This window comes from Micromonospora andamanensis, from assembly GCF_016863495.1.
Lineage (GTDB): Bacteria > Actinomycetota > Actinomycetes > Mycobacteriales > Micromonosporaceae > Micromonospora > Micromonospora andamanensis.
The window spans coordinates 104509-122096 of record NZ_BOOZ01000027.1 but is presented as its reverse complement, the minus strand read 5'-3'; the positions used below and the strand labels follow the sequence as shown (position 1 = coordinate 122096).

18 protein-coding genes and 2 riboswitches are annotated in these 17588 nt (G+C 71.5%); of the genes, 5 read left to right on the top strand and 13 right to left on the bottom strand.

Features of this window, described 5'->3' with window-relative positions:
* Positions 1–3: 3 nt before the first annotated feature.
* The 3 genes from Van01_RS22080 to Van01_RS22070 all read right to left on the bottom strand — a co-directional run bounded on the left by Van01_RS22080 (position 4) and on the right by Van01_RS22070 (position 1343).
* The gene (locus Van01_RS22080) at positions 4–276 is read right to left on the bottom strand and encodes a hypothetical protein (protein ID WP_204010811.1); all 273 of its coding nucleotides are present in this window, start codon (positions 274–276) and stop codon (positions 4–6) included.
* 187 nt (positions 277–463) lie between these two features.
* Positions 464–724: a superoxide dismutase gene (locus Van01_RS22075; RefSeq protein ID WP_204010810.1), complete on the bottom strand. Its 261-nt coding sequence runs from the start codon at positions 722–724 to the stop codon at positions 464–466.
* A 4-nt stretch (positions 725–728) separates the two neighbouring features.
* Positions 729–1343: a superoxide dismutase gene (locus tag Van01_RS22070; protein WP_204010809.1), complete on the bottom strand. Its 615-nt coding sequence runs from the start codon at positions 1341–1343 to the stop codon at positions 729–731.
* 64 nt (positions 1344–1407) lie between these two features.
* On the opposite strand from Van01_RS22070, the gene def reads away from it, so the two are divergent.
* Positions 1408–1956 carry a peptide deformylase gene (gene def, locus Van01_RS22065; protein WP_204010808.1) on the top strand — a complete coding sequence of 183 codons (549 nt, stop codon included), beginning with the start codon at positions 1408–1410 and terminating at the stop codon, positions 1954–1956.
* Positions 1957–2081: 125 nt separating this feature from the next.
* Here the strand turns inward: def and Van01_RS22060 are convergent, their stop codons facing one another.
* The 7 genes from Van01_RS22060 to Van01_RS22030 form a co-directional block, all read right to left on the bottom strand.
* Positions 2082–2939, bottom strand: coding sequence for an ECF transporter S component family protein (locus tag Van01_RS22060; RefSeq protein WP_204010807.1), 858 nt, complete (start codon positions 2937–2939; stop codon positions 2082–2084).
* On the bottom strand, positions 2936–4567 hold the full coding sequence (locus Van01_RS22055; RefSeq protein WP_204010806.1) for an ABC transporter ATP-binding protein: 1632 nt from the start codon (positions 4565–4567) through the stop codon (positions 2936–2938). Before Van01_RS22055 ends, Van01_RS22060 begins: the two co-directional genes overlap by 4 nt.
* The gene (locus tag Van01_RS22050; protein WP_204010798.1) at positions 4564–5805 is read right to left on the bottom strand and encodes a CbiQ family ECF transporter T component; all 1242 of its coding nucleotides are present in this window, start codon (positions 5803–5805) and stop codon (positions 4564–4566) included. Before Van01_RS22050 ends, Van01_RS22055 begins: the two co-directional genes overlap by 4 nt.
* Entirely contained in the window at positions 5798–6727 is a 930-nt protein-coding gene (locus Van01_RS22045) for an SCO2322-related protein (RefSeq protein WP_204010797.1), read from the bottom strand. The genes Van01_RS22050 and Van01_RS22045 overlap by 8 nt, the downstream gene beginning before the upstream one ends.
* Positions 6724–8178: a prenyltransferase/squalene oxidase repeat-containing protein gene (locus Van01_RS22040; protein ID WP_204010796.1), complete on the bottom strand. Its 1455-nt coding sequence runs from the start codon at positions 8176–8178 to the stop codon at positions 6724–6726. Before Van01_RS22040 ends, Van01_RS22045 begins: the two co-directional genes overlap by 4 nt.
* 347 nt (positions 8179–8525) lie before the next feature.
* Positions 8526–9020 (bottom strand): SCO2322-related protein, encoded by a 495-nt coding sequence (locus Van01_RS22035; RefSeq protein ID WP_204010795.1) that lies wholly within the window; start codon positions 9018–9020, stop codon positions 8526–8528.
* A gap of 31 nt (positions 9021–9051) precedes the next feature.
* Entirely contained in the window at positions 9052–10095 is a 1044-nt protein-coding gene (locus Van01_RS22030) for a prenyltransferase/squalene oxidase repeat-containing protein (protein ID WP_204010792.1), read from the bottom strand.
* 100 nt (positions 10096–10195) lie between these two features.
* A riboswitch (cobalamin riboswitch) is annotated at positions 10196–10316 on the bottom strand.
* 180 nt (positions 10317–10496) lie between these two features.
* Positions 10497–10713, top strand: a riboswitch (cobalamin riboswitch).
* A 116-nt stretch (positions 10714–10829) separates the two neighbouring features.
* On the opposite strand from Van01_RS22030, the gene Van01_RS22025 reads away from it, so the two are divergent.
* A complete protein-coding gene (locus Van01_RS22025) occupies positions 10830–11342 on the top strand; it encodes an acyl-CoA thioesterase (protein ID WP_204010789.1) in 513 nt (170 codons plus the stop codon).
* A 77-nt stretch (positions 11343–11419) separates the two neighbouring features.
* Entirely contained in the window at positions 11420–11563 is a 144-nt protein-coding gene (locus tag Van01_RS22020) for a hypothetical protein (RefSeq protein ID WP_239099218.1), read from the top strand.
* 16 nt (positions 11564–11579) lie between these two features.
* Here Van01_RS22020 and Van01_RS22015 read toward each other — a convergent pair whose 3' ends face one another.
* Positions 11580–13202, bottom strand: a complete 1623-nt coding sequence (locus tag Van01_RS22015) for a bifunctional NAD(P)/FAD-dependent oxidoreductase/class I SAM-dependent methyltransferase (RefSeq protein ID WP_204010786.1) — start codon at positions 13200–13202, stop codon at positions 11580–11582.
* A 76-nt stretch (positions 13203–13278) separates the two neighbouring features.
* Between Van01_RS22015 and Van01_RS22010 the strand changes: the two genes are divergently transcribed.
* Complete coding sequence (locus Van01_RS22010) at positions 13279–13836, top strand: helix-turn-helix domain-containing protein (RefSeq protein ID WP_204010783.1); 558 nt, start codon at positions 13279–13281, stop codon at positions 13834–13836.
* A 143-nt stretch (positions 13837–13979) separates the two neighbouring features.
* Here the strand turns inward: Van01_RS22010 and Van01_RS22005 are convergent, their stop codons facing one another.
* Positions 13980–15413: a PepSY-associated TM helix domain-containing protein gene (locus Van01_RS22005; protein ID WP_204010780.1), complete on the bottom strand. Its 1434-nt coding sequence runs from the start codon at positions 15411–15413 to the stop codon at positions 13980–13982.
* 59 nt (positions 15414–15472) lie between these two features.
* Between Van01_RS22005 and Van01_RS22000 the strand changes: the two genes are divergently transcribed.
* The gene (locus Van01_RS22000; RefSeq protein WP_204010777.1) at positions 15473–16075 is read left to right on the top strand and encodes a DUF5134 domain-containing protein; all 603 of its coding nucleotides are present in this window, start codon (positions 15473–15475) and stop codon (positions 16073–16075) included.
* Positions 16076–16337: 262 nt separating this feature from the next.
* Here the strand turns inward: Van01_RS22000 and aztD are convergent, their stop codons facing one another.
* The gene (gene aztD, locus Van01_RS21995; RefSeq protein ID WP_204010774.1) at positions 16338–17516 is read right to left on the bottom strand and encodes a zinc metallochaperone AztD; all 1179 of its coding nucleotides are present in this window, start codon (positions 17514–17516) and stop codon (positions 16338–16340) included.
* Between the last annotated feature and the right edge of the window lie 72 nt (positions 17517–17588).

Here is a 17588-nt window from a genome sequence, read left to right as displayed (position 1 = left end):
GCCTTAGGCGAAGTCCAGGCGCAGATAGCCGGGTCGGTTGTACGAGCCCGATTGCAACGCGTTCGGTCCGAGGACGTGGCGCAGCGCGGAGTGTGCGACGTGAGTGCCGGAGTGGGCCTGTCGGGCGCCGGTGCGCCACTCCGAGTCCACGGCGACGTGCACGGTGTCACCGACGGCGAGGCTGCCGTCGAGGATCCGGACGGTGTGCGCGATCAGATTCTTGGCCGGCCGTTGCACGTCGATGATCTCGGCGCGCAGGTTCGGACCGGTGAGCATGCCGGCGTCGGAGTCCTGTCCGCCGCTTTCGGCGTAGAACGGGTGCGGTCCAGTGCGACGGTGACGATGTCGCCGGCCTGGGCGCCGTGCGCGGCGCGGCAGTCGCCGGGCCGCCCGCCGTCGCGTTCCGGCAGGTGTCGCCGGCACCTCACAGTGCCGGCGACACCGACCAGGTGATCACCACGCGTCAGTTGTCCGGCTGCGTGGCGGTGGCGGCGACGAGCAGGGACAACTCCCGGACGAGGTCGTCCAACGACTGGCCGCTCTGCGCGCGGAGCAGTCCGAGGCTCAGGTCCGCCAGGAGGTAGAAACCGAGGGTCCTGGCCTGCTCGGAGCCGAACGCGGCGAGGAGTTCTTCAGCGCCGCCGAGGTCACCGCGATGTTTGGCAGCGATGACCCCGGCAGCGCGTTGCACCAGCTCTGCGGCGGCCGGGGTGAGGCCCGTCATGCGGTCAGAGCTTCGGCGTGGCGGCGCGGGCGGCATCGAACCGGGCGATCACGTCCGACCAGTTGACCAGGTTCCACAGCCGGTCCACGTAGTCGGGCCGGACATTCTTGTACTGCAGGTAGTAGGCGTGCTCCCAGGCGTCGAACACCAGCAGCGGCGTGGAGCCCTGCCCCACGTTGCCGTGGTGGTCGTAGACCTGCTCCACGATCAGCCGCTGCGCGAGCGGTTCCCAGGCCAGTACGCCCCAACCGGAGCCCTGCACGCCCTTGGTGGCGGCGGAGAGCTGCCCGGCGAACGCGTCGAACGAACCGAAGTGCTCCTCGATGGCGGCGGCCAGCTCGCCATCGGGACGGTCGCCACCATCCGGGGAGAGGTTCCCCCAAAAGATCGAGTGCAGTACGTGCCCGGAGAGGTTGAACGCGTACGTCTTCTCCAGGCCGACAAGAGTGGAGAAGTCGCCCTTGTCGCGGGCCTCGGCGAGCTGCTCCAGACCATCGTTGGCGCCCTTGACGTATGCGGCGTGGTGCTTGTCGTGGTGCAGCTCAAGGATCTGCCCCGACATCGCCGGCTCCAGCGCGCCGTAGTCGTAGGGCAGGTCGGGCAGGGTGTAGACCGCCATCAGAACTCCTCTGGGGTTGCTGCTCTTAATGCAAAGCTTTGGCAATTGCATATGATAGGCCACTGTGCAGACCTCGACAGGGACCCCGCGCCCCATCACCCGTTACGGCACGCCCGTCCTGCACCGTCGCTGTGCCGAGGTGACCGACTTCGACGACGCCCTCGCCCAGCTCGTCGCCGACATGTTCGCCAGCATGTACGCCGCCCACGGCGTCGGTCTGGCCGCCAACCAGATAGGCGTCGACGCCCGGATCTTCGTCGTCGACTGCCCCGACGCCACTGGCGCCCACACCGTGGCCACCGTCGTCAACCCGGTCCTGCACCTGCCCGAGCACCGCGACCTGGTGACCGACACGGAGGGCTGCCTCTCCGTCCCCGGCCAGCACGCCGAACTGGCCCGCTGCGCCACCGCCGCCGTCACCGGATTCGACATGCACGGTCAGGAAGTCCGGCTGGACGGCACCGGCACCCTGGCCCGCTGCTTCCAGCACGAGGTCGACCACCTCGACGGCCTCGCCTACGTCGACCGACTTCCCAGCAAACTCCGCAAGCGAATCCTCACCACCAGCGCCGAACACACTGGCGTCGGCGTGGGTACCGGCCAGGACGGCTGACGGTGCCTGTCGTCCTGGGCATCGAAACCTCCTGCGACGAGACCGGCGCGGGCATCGTCGCCGACGGCGTCCTGCTCGGCGACGCCCTCGCCACCAGCATGGACGAACACGTTGCTCGGCCTGCCCTACCCCGGCGGCCGCACACCGAGACCGCTGGCTTGCCCGGGCGGGATGGCCGGCCCTGGTGTCGTGGCGAAGGTGACCGGTGCGTCGAAGGCGGCGCGCCGGGCGGCCCGGCGCAGAGCAGCCAGGACGGCGGGTCCGACCAGGACGATGGCCATCACGGTGGTGATGGCGCGGCCGGTGTCCCAGCCGAAGGTGGACGTGACGGCGGTGAACACGGCGAAGCGGTGCAGGTTGTCCAGCACCGGCGCCCCGGCGACGTAGGAGAGCTGGGTGTCCGCGCCGATGCTGAACGGCCAGAACCACAGGTTCATCAGCAGCCCATAGCCGTAGGCGGCGAGCGCACCGTAGCCGGCCAGCACGGCGATCTCGGCTCGGCCCCGCAGCCGGGCCGGCAGCAGCCCGGCGCCGAGGCCGATCCAGGCGGCGGCCAGCATCTGGAACGGCAGCCACGGGCCGACACCGGCGGTGAGCAGGGCGGAGGCGAACAGCGAGGTGGCGCCGAGCAGGAACCCGAAGCCGGGTCCGAAGACCCGGCCGGCGAGCACGAGCAGGAAGAACACCGTCTCGATGCCGGCGGTGCCGGCACCGAGCGGACGCAAGGCGGCGTTGACGGCGGCGAGCACGCCGAGCATCGCCAGGGCCTTGCTGTCGATGCCGCCGGAGCTGAGTTCGGCCAGGACGAGGGCCAGCAGGATCGGTAGTACGGCGATGAAGACCAGTGGTGCCTCGGTGGTCCGGGCCATGCTCTCGGGTTGGGCTGGTACGAAGAACGGCCAGCTGAAGGTGGCCAGCGCGGCGACGGAGGCCAGGACCAGCACGACGGCCGTTCGCGGGGCGATCCGCAGGGCGGTCGTCATCCTCGTGTCCGTGTGGCGGCCAGCGCGGCGGTGACCTGGTCCACGGTCAGCCAGGGCTGCGGTGCCAGCACCTTGGCGACCTGCGGGGCGAACGCGGGTGAGGCGAGCATGACCTCGGCGGTGGTGCCGTCGGCCACGATCTCTCCCTGCGCCATCACGACGACGCGGTCGGCGAGGGTGGCGACGAGTTCGACGTCATGGGTGGCGACGACGACCGTCCGACCTTCGGTGGCCAGCCGCCGGACGATCGCGGTGAACTGCCGTTTGGCGAGGTAATCCAAGCCTCGGGTGGGCTCGTCGAGCAGCACGACCTGTGGTGCGGCGGTGAGCTGGACGGCGAGCGCGATGGCCAGCCGCTGCCCTTCCGACAGGTCCCGGGGATGCTGGTCGCCGGGCAGCGCGGGGGTGAGCTGGTCCAGCAGCGCCCGGCAGGTGCCCGCAGGTGCGTCGGACTCCCGGTCGGCCTGGGCACATTCGGCGTCCACCGTCTCCAGGTAGAGCAGGTCCCCCGGAGTCTGCGGGACCAGCCCGACCTGTCGTCGGGCGCGACCGGCAGGCAGTGTCTTCGGGTCGGTGGCGCCGTCAGGTCCAGTGACGGTGACAGTTCCGCTGTGCCGTGGGCCGCTGCCCTGCACCGCCCAGAGCAGGCTGGACTTGCCGGAGCCGTTGCGGCCCATCAGCGCGACGATCCGGCCGGGATGCAGGTCGAGATCGACGCCGGCCACGGCGACGGTGCCGGGGTAGCGCACCACGATGTTGCGGGCGGCCAGTACCGGCAGACCGGCCGGTGGTGGTGTGGCCGGAGGCGCCGGGGCGTCGGCGAGCCGCTGCCGCAGGTCCGATGCGCGGCGACGGGCGTCGCGTACGGACAGCGGCAAGGGTGTCCAGCCGGCAGCCCGGCCCAGCTCGACAAGGGGTGGCGCGAGGTCGATGTCGGCGAGCACGGCGGCAGGTTCGCCGTCGATGACGGTGCCGTCGCCGGGCAGGTAGAGCAGCCGGTCGGCGTAGTGCACGACGCGTTCGAGGCGGTGTTCGGCCACCACGACGGTGACGCCGAGGTCGTGGACCAGGCGGGTGACGGCGGCCAGGACATCCTCCGCGGCGGTGGGGTCCAGGGCGGAGGTCGGCTCGTCGAGGACGAGCACCTGCGGGTGGCTGGTGAGCACGGCGCCGATGGCGACCCGCTGCTGCTGCCCGCCCGAGAGAGTTCGCAGCGGACGGTCCCGGAGCTCGGCGATGCCGAGCAGGTCGAGGGTCTCCTCGACGCGTTTACGCATGACCGGCGCCGGCAGGGCGAGTTGTTCCATGCCATAGGCGAGTTCCTCTTCGACGGTGTCGGTGACGAAGCCGGCGAGGGGATCCTGGCCGACGACTCCGACGACGTCGGCGAGGTCACGGGGAGGGTGGCTGCGGGTGTCGCGGCCCTGCACGGTGACGGTGCCGTGGAGCGTGCCGCCGGTGAAGTGCGGCACCAGCCCGTTGATGGCCCGCAGCAGGGTCGACTTGCCGGCGCCGGTGCGGCCAGCGACCAGGCACAGCTCGCCCTCGGGGATGTGCAGGTTCACGTCGCGCAGCATCGGTTCGGAGGTTTCGGCGTAGTGGACGGTCACCCGACTGAAATCGATCAACGTTGGGCCTCCGACTCGCTGGTGTCACGCTTCGGCGAGCTGCGGGTCGTGCCGTTCGGTGCAGTGAGCACCGGGCGGGGGGTGCGGTGAGCCGCGAGCGTCGGCGGCGGTGCCAGCCAGGCCGGCGCGACCGCGACCGCGACGACCAGGAGCATCAGCGGGGTCAGCTCGGGCCAGGTGAGCGGGCTCACCGGCGGGTAGAGCCGGACCGGATCCACGGATCCGGCCACCGCCATCACGACGGCGGTGGCCACCCCACAGCCGGCGACGACAACCTCCGTGATCCGCCAGCGGTCCGGCCGGTAGCGACTGCGCCGGACCTGCCGGCCGGCCAGCAGCATCCCGGCGACGGCTGTCGCCAGCCCGACGATCAGCATCGGCAGACCGAGGTAGCCGGGCACGGTCGCGTCGAGCAGCCCGTACGTGCCGACGCAGACACCGACCAGTCCGGCGAGCACCAGCCCGCCGGTGAGGGCGCGCTGGCCGGCCGGTATCGCGGCGGTGCGGCCGTAGCCGCGCGAGTCCATGGCCGCGGCCAGGGCGAGGGATCGGTCCAGGGCGTCGGCCAGCACCGGCAGGGCGATGCCCCGCAGGGCACGCAGACCCTGCCTGGCGGCGCCGCGCAACCGGCGGGCCCGGCGTACCCGCAGCACACTTTCCACAAGCTGTGGGGCCACCGACAACGCGACCACCACGGCAGTGCTGACCGCGTACAGGGCGCCGGGGACCGCTTTCAGCAGGCGCTTCGGATTGGCCAGGGCGTTGGCGGCACCGAGGCAGATGAGCATCGTCGCCAGGCGCAGCCCGTCGTAGAAGCCGCCGAGGAGCTGTTCGGCGGCGACCGGGCCGAACAGCCGGATGCCCGCCGCCCACGCCGGCAACGGAATTTCCGGCAGGTGAAGCAGGACGTGGTCACCCTGTCCGCCGCCGAAGACGAGGCGGAACACCACCCGCATAGCCACGATCACCGCGCCGAGGATCAGGTACATCCGGAACGCGAACGCCCAGGGGGCGTCACCTCGGCGGCGCACGACCACAAGCGCGGCGGCGGCGATGAGCAGGGCCAGCGGCAGCGGGTTGGTGGTGTGGCTGGCCGCGGTCGCCAGCCCGAGCGCCCACAGCCACCAGGCACCCGGGTGCAGGGCGCGGGGTAGGCGTCCCGCCAGGGCCGACCGGCTGTCAGGCGGTGTCACCGGTGCCTGTCGCCCCACCCCGTCGGCGGTGGCCTGGTCAGTCATCCGGCTCGGCGGTCCGCCGGCGGCGGGCGGCGACGATCCCGCCACCCGCCAGCGCGACCAGCAGGAGCACCCCCGCCACGGTGCCCAGCGGGAGGCCGCCGGTGTCACGCGTGGCGCTGAACTCGGTCGCCGGGTACGAGTCCGTCGGATCGGCCGACGGGGCGACGGGCGCAGCCGCGAGCGGCGGAGCGGTGGCGGCCGTCGTCGGCACGGGTGAGCTGCCGGGCGGGGTCGCGGTGGCGGCGGCCACCGGTGGGGTCAGGGTGACCCCGGCCGGTGGGGTACCGCCCGACATCGTGGCTGCGTTCGGTGCACTGACGGCCGGTGGCGGGGCGACCGGTGGCGCAACCGACGGGGGACGCGGCGGCGCCGGTGCGGACGTGCGAGGCGCAGGCGGGGGCGCGGGTGGCGTGGTGCGCGGCGGCGGTGCGGGCCGGGCGGGGGCCACACCAGGTCGGGGTGCGCTGTCGGCGTTGCGGTTGAGCGAGAACGACCAGCCCTCGAAGCTGCCCGATGGTGGCTTGCGGTTGAGCACACCCTTGTCGCTGTAGGTCCAGGTACCCCCGTTCGGCGCGTGCCAGTATGACCAGTAGGCGCTGGCCGGTGGCGTGTCGACGCACTTCTCCGTGCTGGCCGAGGGTTTGCCCTCGATCCGGCAGATGAATCCCTCGCCCCAGCGCAGTGTGCCGGCGATCCGGAAGCCGGCGGCCTTCAACGCCGCCAGGCCGGTGGCCTGGTCGCCGGGGGCGCACCGGACGACGGTGCCGCCGCCGAGTTCCTTGAAGTCAACCACGACGGTCACACCGGCGGCGTCGGGGCAGTAACCCGCGCTGCCGGCGGCCGCTGCCGGACCCGACCCGACCAAAACACTTGCGGCGGCCACGGCGAGGGTGACGGCGAGGCGGGCCGCCAGGATGCTCATGTGGCCCGCCGACGGCCGAGCACCAGCAGCACCGCTCCCCCACCGAGCAGCAGCAGTGCGGTGAGCACGTACCCGCCGATCGCCGCGCCGGTGGTTGGCAGCCGGCCCGGTCCGGCGGCGGGACTGGTGACGGAGGCAGCGGGAGTCGGCGTCGTGGTGGGGGTCGGTGGCGTGCCGCTCGGGGAGGCGCTCGGTGTCGGGCTGTGGGTGGGCGCGGTGGTCGGTGTGGGCGAGACGGACGGGGACGGTGGTCCGGTCGGGCTGGGCGAGCCGGTCGGCGTGGGTGGCACGGTGGCCGATGGGGTGGGCTCACCGGAGGGCGGCACGTCGAGGCCGATCCGGCTCAGCGGCACCCGGGCCAGCCCGAGTAGCGCTTGGGCGGTGGCGCGCCGCCACTGGTCGCGGAAGGTGTCGGCGATGCCGTCGGTGACCGCCTCGGTCAACGCTTCGCTGGCGTAGGCGATGGCGCCGGCGTCGGCCGCCGCGGCACCACCGTTGGCGGTGGTGAGCTGGAGCGCCGCCAAGGCTTCGGCGGCCCGTGCCGCTCCGGCGTCGCGTCCGGCCGCGGCCAGGGCCTGCCCGGCCAGGCCGGTGCTGTTGGAGTTCGCGCCGCTGGTCGGCCCCGACCCGCCGAACGACCCGTCGGCGCGTTGCTGCGCCACCAGCCAGTCGGCGCCGCGTTGAGCGGCCTCGTCCGCACCTGTTGCGTCGGTCGCGAGCAGTGCTTGCACGGCCATGGCGGTCGAGTCGACGTCGAGGGTGGCATTGGCCTGGGTGTCGCAGGACGGCGACGGTGCTCCGTCGACGTCGGGGTAGAGCCGGAAGCCGCCGGCCGTGCACTGCTGCTGAATGAGGAAGTCGACGGTTTCTTGCGGCGCGCCGCCGCTGCGGGCCAGGCCCAACACGGCAAAGGACTGGTCGAAGGTATTGCTGGGGTCCGGGCCGGTGGCCTCGGTGGTTCGGCTGGTGATCCGCCCGCGCTGGTGCCCCGTGCCCGCCGCGGACAGCAGGGCCACGGTCTCGGCACGCAGGTCCCAGCCGCCGAAGTCGGTGGGGTCGGCGCCTGCGGCGGCGGCCACGTAGAGCAGTTTCGCGGTGGCGCCACCGTCGGTGAAACCCTCGATGCCCCAGTCGTCGTAGCTGTTGTAGGACCGTACGTGCGCGGCGATCTGCGCCGTCGCCGCCTGCCGAGTAGAGCCGGCCACGCCGGTGGCGGCGAGGGCGATCACGCCGTCGATGCTCAGCCCCCAGTCCTCGGGAGTGAACGGTCCAGGCAGGACGCCGTCGACGTATTCCCCGGCGAGCCAGGTCGCGGCGTCGCGCGCGGCGGCGGTGTGGGTCGGCGATGGCGCGGCGGCCACGCCGAGGGGGGTGGTCGCGACGATGGCGAGCGCTGTGGCGGTGGCGGCGCCGAGACCGGCGCCGATGCGCCGGAGCGGGAACGTGGGCATAAGGGGTGCCTTTCGCAGAGCGGTCGGTGAAAGCTCCGGAAGGCACCGACGGGCGGCATCCGCTCGCGTGGCCGCGACGAGATGCGGTACCTCGGTTACCCGGACTCCACCCTGTAGACCTCGACAGTGGAAGCCGCTCGTCCTGTGCGGGGCATTCCGGCTCGCGAGGCAGCGCTCGCTCACGGTTGCGGGTCAGCGTCGGCTTCTACCGACTTCCCCCCGTACGGGACGTATTCAGTTGTGTACCCGGCGCACCGGGTGTCGCCACCGTACCGCCGGTCACCTCTCGGCGCCAGCGTGGCGGGCGGAACCCGGCACGTCCACGGCTCGTGAAGGGTACACGCAGGTCAGGGGGCGGTGATGCTGGGTGCCGCGCCGGCGCCGAAGGACCATCCCTCGACCGTGCCAGGAGCAGGGTTGTAGCTGGTCGCCCCCAACGTGCTGTAGGTCCAGGCGGCTCCGCTGCCGGAGGCGTGCCAGTACGACCAGTACGCGCTGGCCGGCGGGGTGTTGATGCAGGGTTCCGTCGCGGCGGTCGGCTTGCCGTTGATCCGGCAGATGAAGGCCAATCCCCATCGCTGCGTACCGGTCACTGTGAAGCCTGCGCCCTGCAGGGCGGCCAGGCCCGTGGCCGGGTCACCGAGCGCGCACGCCACCTGGACGCCGCCGCCGAGCGCACCGTAGTCGACCACCACGGTGACCCCCGACGTCCCGGTGCACGCGGCGGCCTGCGCGGCCCGTGGAGACGGCTCGACAGCAATCAACCCGACGGCGACGACAGCCACCGCCACGATGCTCGCCAGCCACCGACGGACAGGTTCATAGACCTGGGACATGAGCACTCCTTCTAATGGGACGGAATCTGCCGGCCGGTCAGCGGCAGGGCAGAGTGGGTGCGCCGGCGGTCGCGGTGACAGTGGAGAGCCGGGCATATCCGGTGCCGGTCAGACCGAGGACAGCCTGCGCGGTGGCGCGGGGGGCGGTGCCGGGATCGAAGACACCACCGTCGAAGTCGACAGCGCCCCGGTCGGTGACCGGGGCGGCACACCCGACCTGAAGATCGGCCAGGAACACGCGGGCCCGGAGCCAGGCCAGCGGCCGGCCGCCGTCGCGCAACGCCTGGGCGGCCAGTCCGGTGCTGTTGGCGTTCGCGACCCCACCGGCGTTGGTGAACCCACCGTCGGCGCGTTGCACCGAGAGCAGCCAGTGCAGCCCTGCGGCGGCATCAGCCTTACGACCGGCGGCCCGCAACGCCTGCACCGCGACGGCCGTCGCGTCCACATCGGACATACAGGCCGGCTGCGCGGGCAGCAGCGGATAGCCGCCGTCGGGGCACCGGGTACCCGCCAGCCATCCAGCGGCGGTCGCCGGCGCACCTTGCGCGGTGCGGTCCAGCGCGAGAATCGCGAAGGACTGGCTGAACGCGTTGCTGAAATCACCCCACGCCGACCGGTCGGTGAAGCGGCCGCCGGGCGTCTGGAGCGATTCCAGCCGGGCGATGAGGTCGACACCGCCGACGTCGGTCGGGTCACCGCCGCGGACCGCGACGGCGAGTGCGAGCTTGGCGGTCGCGCCCGCGTACGCCTCGGTGGTGCCGTCACCGATGTACCCGTCACGCACGTCCGGCCGGGTCGCCCAGGCCAGGGCTTGCGCGCCGAAGTCGTCGGCGACACCGGCGGCGGCGAACGCGAAGACCGCGTCCAGGGTCAATCCCTGGTCCGGGTACGCGACCCCGTCGAAGACGGCCTCGAAGCGTTCCCCGTCGACAAGCTGTCGGGCCAACCAGCCCGCGGCCGCATCGGATCGGACGGTGCCGGCCTGCGGGGGCGCGGCGATCGCGGGTGTGGTCAGAGTGAGGGCGGCGAGCACACCGCAGAGCAGGGCGAGCAGGCGGTGCCGGCTCAGGCGGACGACCATCGGACGCGCCTTTCCGGCCCGGCGGTCGTCAGAAACCCGGCCCGCCCGGCGACGGCGCGGCTGGCCGGCCTCCGACCCGTGGGCCACGACGGGTGGGGAGCAGAAATCGCGGGTGCGGCAGGTATTCGGGCTCGCCGCCAGGGATGCTCCCGGCGGCCTACCGTTGCGGGCCAGCGCCGGACTTCGACCGGACTTCCCCCGCACACACACGCGGTTGTTCAGTTGTCGCGCCAGTCTCGTCTGCTCCCACAGCCACTGTCAATCCGCTACCGATCGCACACGGTGGGTCGTGGCGGCGCGGTTCGTGGCGATCGCGGCCACGGGCCGACGCTCGGCGTCGGAGTGATGGGGCAGCTCGCCGCAGGTACCCGGGCCGGACGGTCGTCGGACCGGGTCAGGATAGGGTGGCCGACGGCGCTGGTTCGCCCGACCGTAGCTGGTGGGGCGTCGTAAGAGGGAACCCGGTGAAAGTCCGGGACTGCCCCGCAGCGGTGAGTGGGAACGACAGCCGTCACCACGCACTGGGCCGCCCGGCCTGGGAAGCGACGGCCAGTAGGAGACCGGCCGAGTCCGGCACCGCCCACGAGTCCGAAGACCTGCCCGCGCTGCGTACACAAGGTGTGTGCGCTGCCGTCGACCTCGCGGGCGGGTCGGGCGGGTGACGCGCCGACACGGCGCGTCCTCGACGTGCGCGCCGACGGGTCGGTGGCTTGTTCCCGAGGACGGACGCCACAGTGCACGACACGACCACTCTCGCCGGCCGAGCACCGTCGGCCTCCCACCTGACCCTGTCGCAGATCATGGACCAGCACCACACCAACCTGATGGGCACGGTCCACGGCGGCCGGATCCTCAACCTCATCGACTCCGTCGCCGGAGTGGTCGCCGCCCGGCACTCCGACGGCCCGGCCGTCACCGCCGCCATCGACGAGACCGCCTTCCTGCGCGCGGTCCGCGTCGGCGACGTCGTACACGTCGACGCCCGCATCACCTGGGCCGGCCGCAGCTCCATGGAGGTCACCGTCAAGGTCACCGCCGACCGGTGGGACCGCGCCGTACCACCGACCGACGTGGCCACCGCCCACCTCGTCATGGTCGCCGTCGACGACAACGGCCACCCCCGCCCGGTGCCGCCGCTGCTACCCCAGACCGACGGCGACCGGCGCCGCTACCGCGAGGCACAGATCCGCCGCGAACACCGGCTGACCCTGCGCCGTGCCCTGCTCGACGGCACCGAGGAGTCCTGAGATGCTCGGACTCTCCACGGCAGCCCTCGCGTAACCCCACCGCACAACTGGTTCTGCTCGGCGCCGTCTTCATCGCAGTGAAGGTCACCGTCGACATCGGCCTCGGCGCGGGCGCCGGACGCCTCGCCCGACGGGCGGCTGACGGCCGCTGGTCACGGCGCGTCAACCAGGTCTGCGCCGTCGCGTTCGTCGCGCTCGGACTACGACTGGCCGCCGGCTGACCCCTTCGGCGTGGCCTTACAACTCCTTGCGGTGGTCCAGTCGGACGGCGCGCAGTACGACGTCGTTGACGTGGTGTGTGCTGATCGCCCCCGGGGGGCGCGACCGGGTTTCGTGCACGTCGATGCGCCAGTTACCCGAGGCCGTGATCTCGGCGGCGATCTCGTCGATGCCGACGTACGCCTGGGGGTCGTACATGCGGGTCTGCTCGGCGGGATCCGACGGCTGCTGGAGCGGCGTCAGGTCGTGGCCGACGACGAGCAGCGTCCCACCGACGGCCACGGCGTCGAGCAGGTTACGCAGTCCGCGCTGCTCGGGGGTGCGCTGGAACGAGCCGTACTGCAGGGACACCAGGTCGTAGGTCTCGCCTGCGAAGGCGGCGGGGTCGTTGGCGTCGCGGTGCAGCGTCCGAACGTCGAGTCCGCGACGGTCCGCTTCGGCCCGGATGCGGTCCAGTGCCCTGCTGGAGACGTCGGAGGCGGTCACCTGCCAGCCGCGTTCGGCCAGCCACAGGGCGTCGGCTCCTTCACCCGCGCCCACGTCGAGCGCCCATCCGGGGGGCAGGTCCGTCGCCTCCGCCATGAGTGTGCCGTTCGGGTTGGCGCTCCACATGCGTTCGTGGTCCCCGTAGCGGCTGTCCCACTCGATCGCGACGCCGGACGGGCGAGCACCCGCCGTGGTGTCCTCGGCCGCGAGGCTGAAGGCGATCTGAGCGCCGATCCAGCTACCGTTCGCCGCGGCCTGTAGGACCTGGGCGCTCGGGTCCGTCAGGTTCCCGGCGGCGAAGACGCCCGCCACGCTGGTCCGTCCGGTGGGGTCGACCGCGACGAGGTCGCCGAGTCCGCTGGGGTGGGCCGTGGTGTCGATGCCCAGCCCGGCGAGCATCTCGACCCGAGGGCGGAACCGGGCGCCGGTGAGGATCGCGTCGGCCGGCAGGCTGCGGCCGTCGGCGAGCTCGACGGCGAGTGACCCGTCCGGGTCGGCGTCGGCTAGCCGGCGCACCGCACTCTCGATGACCGGGACCCCGGAGGCGACGAGGGTCTGCACCGCGGCCGGGTCGATCCCCGTGGCGTCATGCAGCACCACGGTCAACTGGTCGGTCAGGTGCCGCATCAGCTGGGTCGGGTGCAGTCCCATCGGCGTCGTGACGATCTGTACGACCTGCAGGTCGCGGACCTCCCAGCCATGGCAGAACGGACAGTTGATCACCTGGCGGCCCCACCGCTCGGCGAGGCCCTCGATGTCGGGAAGCTCATCAGCGATGCCGGTCGCGGCCAGTACCCGGCGGGCGACGAGACCATGGCCGCCCGAGAGTGCGAGGTGGAACCCGTCGTCCTCCTTTCGGACCGCCAGGACGCGGCCGGTCAGGACGCTGCCACCATAGCTACGGATCTCCTCGCGCCCGATGGCCCGCATCGCCTCGGGCGGGGTGCCCTCGCGTCCGAGGTAGCCGTGCATGTGCGCGGCCGGCGCGTTCCGCGGCGTGCCGTCGTCGACGACGATGACCGAGCGCCGCTGACGAGCGAGCTGCAGCGCGGCCGCCAGACCCGCCGCCGATCCTCCGATGACGGCGACGTCGCACCGGCGGACGATGCTCTGGTGCGGTGTGTGGTCGGAGGCCCCGTGGGCATGATCTGTCATGCGTCAAGCGTAGGAACACCTGGCGGCACCTGAAAGGCGGCTTGCGAGATTCGCAAGACATCCTCATGCTGGAGAGATGAACGACGGCAGCGACGTAGAGCGGCTGGCGCGCACCCGGCTGCGAAGCATCCGCACCACGCTCGGCTACTCCCTGGACCAGCTCGCCGAACGCACCAACCTCAGCCCGTCGACGATCAGCCGGGTCGAGACGGGCAAACGGACGCTCAGCCTCGACGTGCTCGTGCCCTTGGCCAACGCGCTACAGGTCAGCCTCGACGTCCTTTTCGAGGCAACCAGCGACGAGGACGTGGTGATCCGCCCCGTGCAGCACCGTTCGGGCTCGCGCACCACGTGGCCGCTGAGCCGCGTCGACGGGCGCACCATGGCGATGAAGGTCCGGTTGGAGCCTGAGGCGACGATGCCGGCGCAGCGGGTCCATCCGGGGTACGACTGGTTCCTGGTGCTCGAAGGCAGGGTGCTGCTCTGGCTCGGCGAACGGCAGATCGAGGTCGAAAAGGGCGAGGCAGCCGAGTTCTCGACGATGACGCCCCACTCGATGACAGCGCTCGACGAGCCGGCCGAGCTGATCATGGTCTTCGACCGCGAGGGGCAGCGCGCACACCTGCACCAGTGAGCGTGCAACCGGCACGGGTGGAGACCGGCCGGACCACACCGATCACGCGGCATCGCCAACGCGGCGATCTCGTGGGCCGCCGCACGACCGAATTCCTTCCTCGGTCGGCGCGACGGCCACGTCGACCCGGCCGTCGCCGAGGTTCACACCGTGCCGAAGAAACTCCTGAGTGCCGGCACCCGGCGAATCAGGAGTTGGTCCAGCGCGAGGATCACCAGCAGCGACAGACCGAACAGGGGCAGGAACACGCCGAGGACGGCCATCGCGGCGAGCAGGAGCCAGTTGCCCCAGATCGGGAGTTTCGCGCGGGGCGCGGCCAGCCCGGAGGCAGTGCCGCGGCGGGTCCACCACATCATCGGCCCGGTGACGCACATGAAGATCACGGCGAGGCAGAACAGCGTGGACAGGATCTCGTTCGCGACGCCGAGACGCCGTCCCTCGTGCAGGGCGATCCCGTGGGACACGACCTTGGCCATGGCGCTGTAGTCGGCATAGCTGTACTGGCCGACCTTCTCGCCGCTGTACTGGTCGACGTGGACCGTTGTCTCCTGGGTGACGTCGGACTCGGCGGGGTTGCCGACGTTGTACCACTGGCTGCTCATCACGCTGAACACGCCTTCTTCGCCTTCGGGATACATGATCAGGTACGGCCCGGGAGCGCCCTGTGCCTGCGCCGTGGCGACGGCCTTGTCGATCGAGATCGGTGTGCCGGCGCCGGTGCTGGTGCCCTGCGGCGCGTTGCCGGAGGCCCAGCCGGCGGGCGCCGACTGGCCGTCGCTGTTCTCGATCTGCTGCCGGATGGTGGACTCGGCACCGGGATCCTCACCCCAGAGCGAGATGTTGCCGTGCGCCGCGAGTTCCGACGCTTTGGCGCCCCAGAAGCCGGTCCACGGCAGGCCGGAGACGACGAGCAGCAGGACGCCGAGCCCGACGGGGAGCCCGACGATGGCGTGCCAGCCACGGACCCGGGCACCGCGTCTGCCCTTGGCCTGGGCGCCGCTGCGGGCCTTCCGGCCGAGGAAGAAGATGATGAAACCGGTGATCGTCAGCACGATCCCCCACGAGGCGCCGAGCTCGACGATCCGGTCTCCTACGCCACCGTCGCCGATGAGCAGGTCACCGTGGATGCGCTCCGCCCAGGTGGAGACGAGTTGGTCCTGGCTGAGCGCACCGGTGACCTCGGAGGTGTAGGGGTTCACGTAGACGTTCGTGGTGCTGCCGTCCTCCTGGGCGGCGACGAACAGGGTGGCCCGGTCGCCGATGCCGTCCTGGACGGACAGGATCGAACGATCCGGGAACTCGGCGCGAACCGCCGCCTCCTGGGCGGACAAGGCGGCCCGCTGGGCGCCCTCGACCACGGAAACCTTCAGCACCCCAGGATGCGTGAGGGAGTCCACGTCGTCGCGAAACATGTAGATCATGCCGGTGACGGAGAGGGCGAAGAGCACCGGAATGACGATGAGCGACCCGTAGAAGTGCCAGCGCCAGAACGCGGCGAACCAGTTCGTCCTGCGGACTCTCGCGGCGGGCGCCGGCATCTCCGCGGGAGGCGGCGCTTCGGTCTCTGAGACGGTCATCGAGGTGGGCCCTTTCAAGGGTCGCCGGTCGCCCGGGTCACATGGTCTAAGTTGTAGTCGTGCTTGAGGCCCCATGGGTTCCCGTATTGACGGTTGTCTTTTTACTTACCGGTCTCGTCTGCGTCGCCGATCTCGTCATCCGCCGCCGGGCGGTCTCCCGTGACCAGCCCTTCTCCGACGAGGAGCTGATCGGCATCAACCACGGCGCGATGAGCGCGGCGATGATCCTCATGGTCTGGGTGATGGTGGAGGGCGCGGTCGCCTGGGCACAGATCGCGGTCTTCGCGATCCTCGCCCTCGCGCTGCTACCCGCCTACCGACGGACCCGGCACGCAGCGGACCGCGCCGATCTGTTCAGCCATGCCGGGATGGACGTGGCGATGATCTGGATGCTCGCGGCCATGCCCACACTCATGTCCGAGATGGGAACCGGCGGCGCAGGCTCCGGACACTCCCACGGCGGCGGCGCCTCCGGCGGAGTACCCGTGCCGACACCGGCATGGGCGGACACGGTCAACATCGCCTTCGTGGCACTCGCCGCTGCCACCGCCCTGTGGTGGCTCTACCGCGCCACGACGAAGTCCCGCCACCGGCTGCACTCGCTCAGCTACTCCGTCATGGCCGCCGGCATGGGAGCGATGCTGCTGCTCATGAACGTGTGAGGTGCCGCCTGGACTCGGCCTGGGACGACACCACACCGGGCTTGCGTCACCCGCACATGCCGCGCCACACGTTCGATGACCATGCTCGACGCCGGCGTCAGCCTCCGCGACGTGCAGATCGCCGCCCGCCACGCCGACCCGCGAACCACCATGCGCTACACCCGAGCCCGCGAGAACCTCGACCGGCACCCCACTCGCCCCGCCGGGGTCGGCGAGGGCCCGAACCGCGTTCCCCCAGTCCGGGCCCCTGCGTCCGTGTTGCTCAGTGTGCCGACAGCGTTCCGCTGATCTCGTTCGGAATCGCGGGCAGTTCCACCGAGCCGACCACCTTGCCGGTGGCAAGGTCGAGTCGGTGCACCTGCTTGGTGGCGGGCTCGGTGATGTATGCGGCGTCGTCGCGGACGAACAGGGCCGGACGCGGCTCCTGCCAGTTCATCGGCTCCTTCCAGGCAGCGACCACGGGCCAGGCGTTGGTGATCTCGCCGGCGGCGGGGTCGACGACGTGCAGCTTGCCGTCGGTGCCGAGGATCAGTCCCTCACCCCGCGGACCCCGGCCCAGCGAGCGAAAGCTGTAGCTGACGCCCTCGGGCATCGGCACCACTTTCAGCGAGTTGGCGGCGGTGTCGATGAGCGCGAACTGCTCGGGGAACTCCCGCTCGGCATCCGGGTCGATCTTGTAATCGCCGAGCAGGACGGGCGAGGCGTCGCTGCCGACCTGGGTGGCGACGGCACCGTACGCCCGGTCGCTCTTCACCTTGACGAAGGCACCGTTCTTGAACAACAGCACCCCGTCCTTGCAACCGAGCCCGACAACATCCCCCTGCGCGACAGCCTCGCCGTGAACGCCGGCGCACTCCTCACTGCGGGCAATCTCCTTGCCGTCCTTGTCAAGCGCGATCGCGCCGGGGCGCGATTCCTCGGTGCCCAGGGTTACCACAAGGGTGCCGTCACCCAGCTCCACTGCCACGCCGTGGTGCGGCTGCGCGGTCTTGTACTGACGTCCGGCGGGCTTGCCGTCGGCGAGACCCTTCGGGTCGAAGCTGTGTACCTCGCCGGTGCCGTCGGTGAACAGGATGGTGCGGTCGCCGTGCAGTACGACGTGGCCGGGCTTCGCGCCTGGGTAGGTGATGTCGGTCATCCGGCCGGCGGCGGCGTCGAGCAGCTCGAAGCCGGACTCGGTGGAGACGAAGACGCCGGTACCGTCGCCGGCCGGGTTGATCCGGTTGAACCCGTCGAGCGCGACCGTGCGCGCCACCTCCAGGGTCTCGCCGTCGAGCACGTGGATGCCGCCCTGGTAGGTGACCGCCACCGGCTCCTGCACCGAGACGGCCGGCGATGCGGACGGGGAGCCACTCTCACTCGTCGTGTCGGACGCGCAGGCGGTGAGCGCCAGCGCGGCTACCACCATTGCGGCCACGCCGGTGCTTGTGCGTCGGTTCACTGCATTCCCCTCCATAACGAAACTGACAATCGTTTTCATGTACCGTACATGAGTGTCCCCGACCGGTGTTGC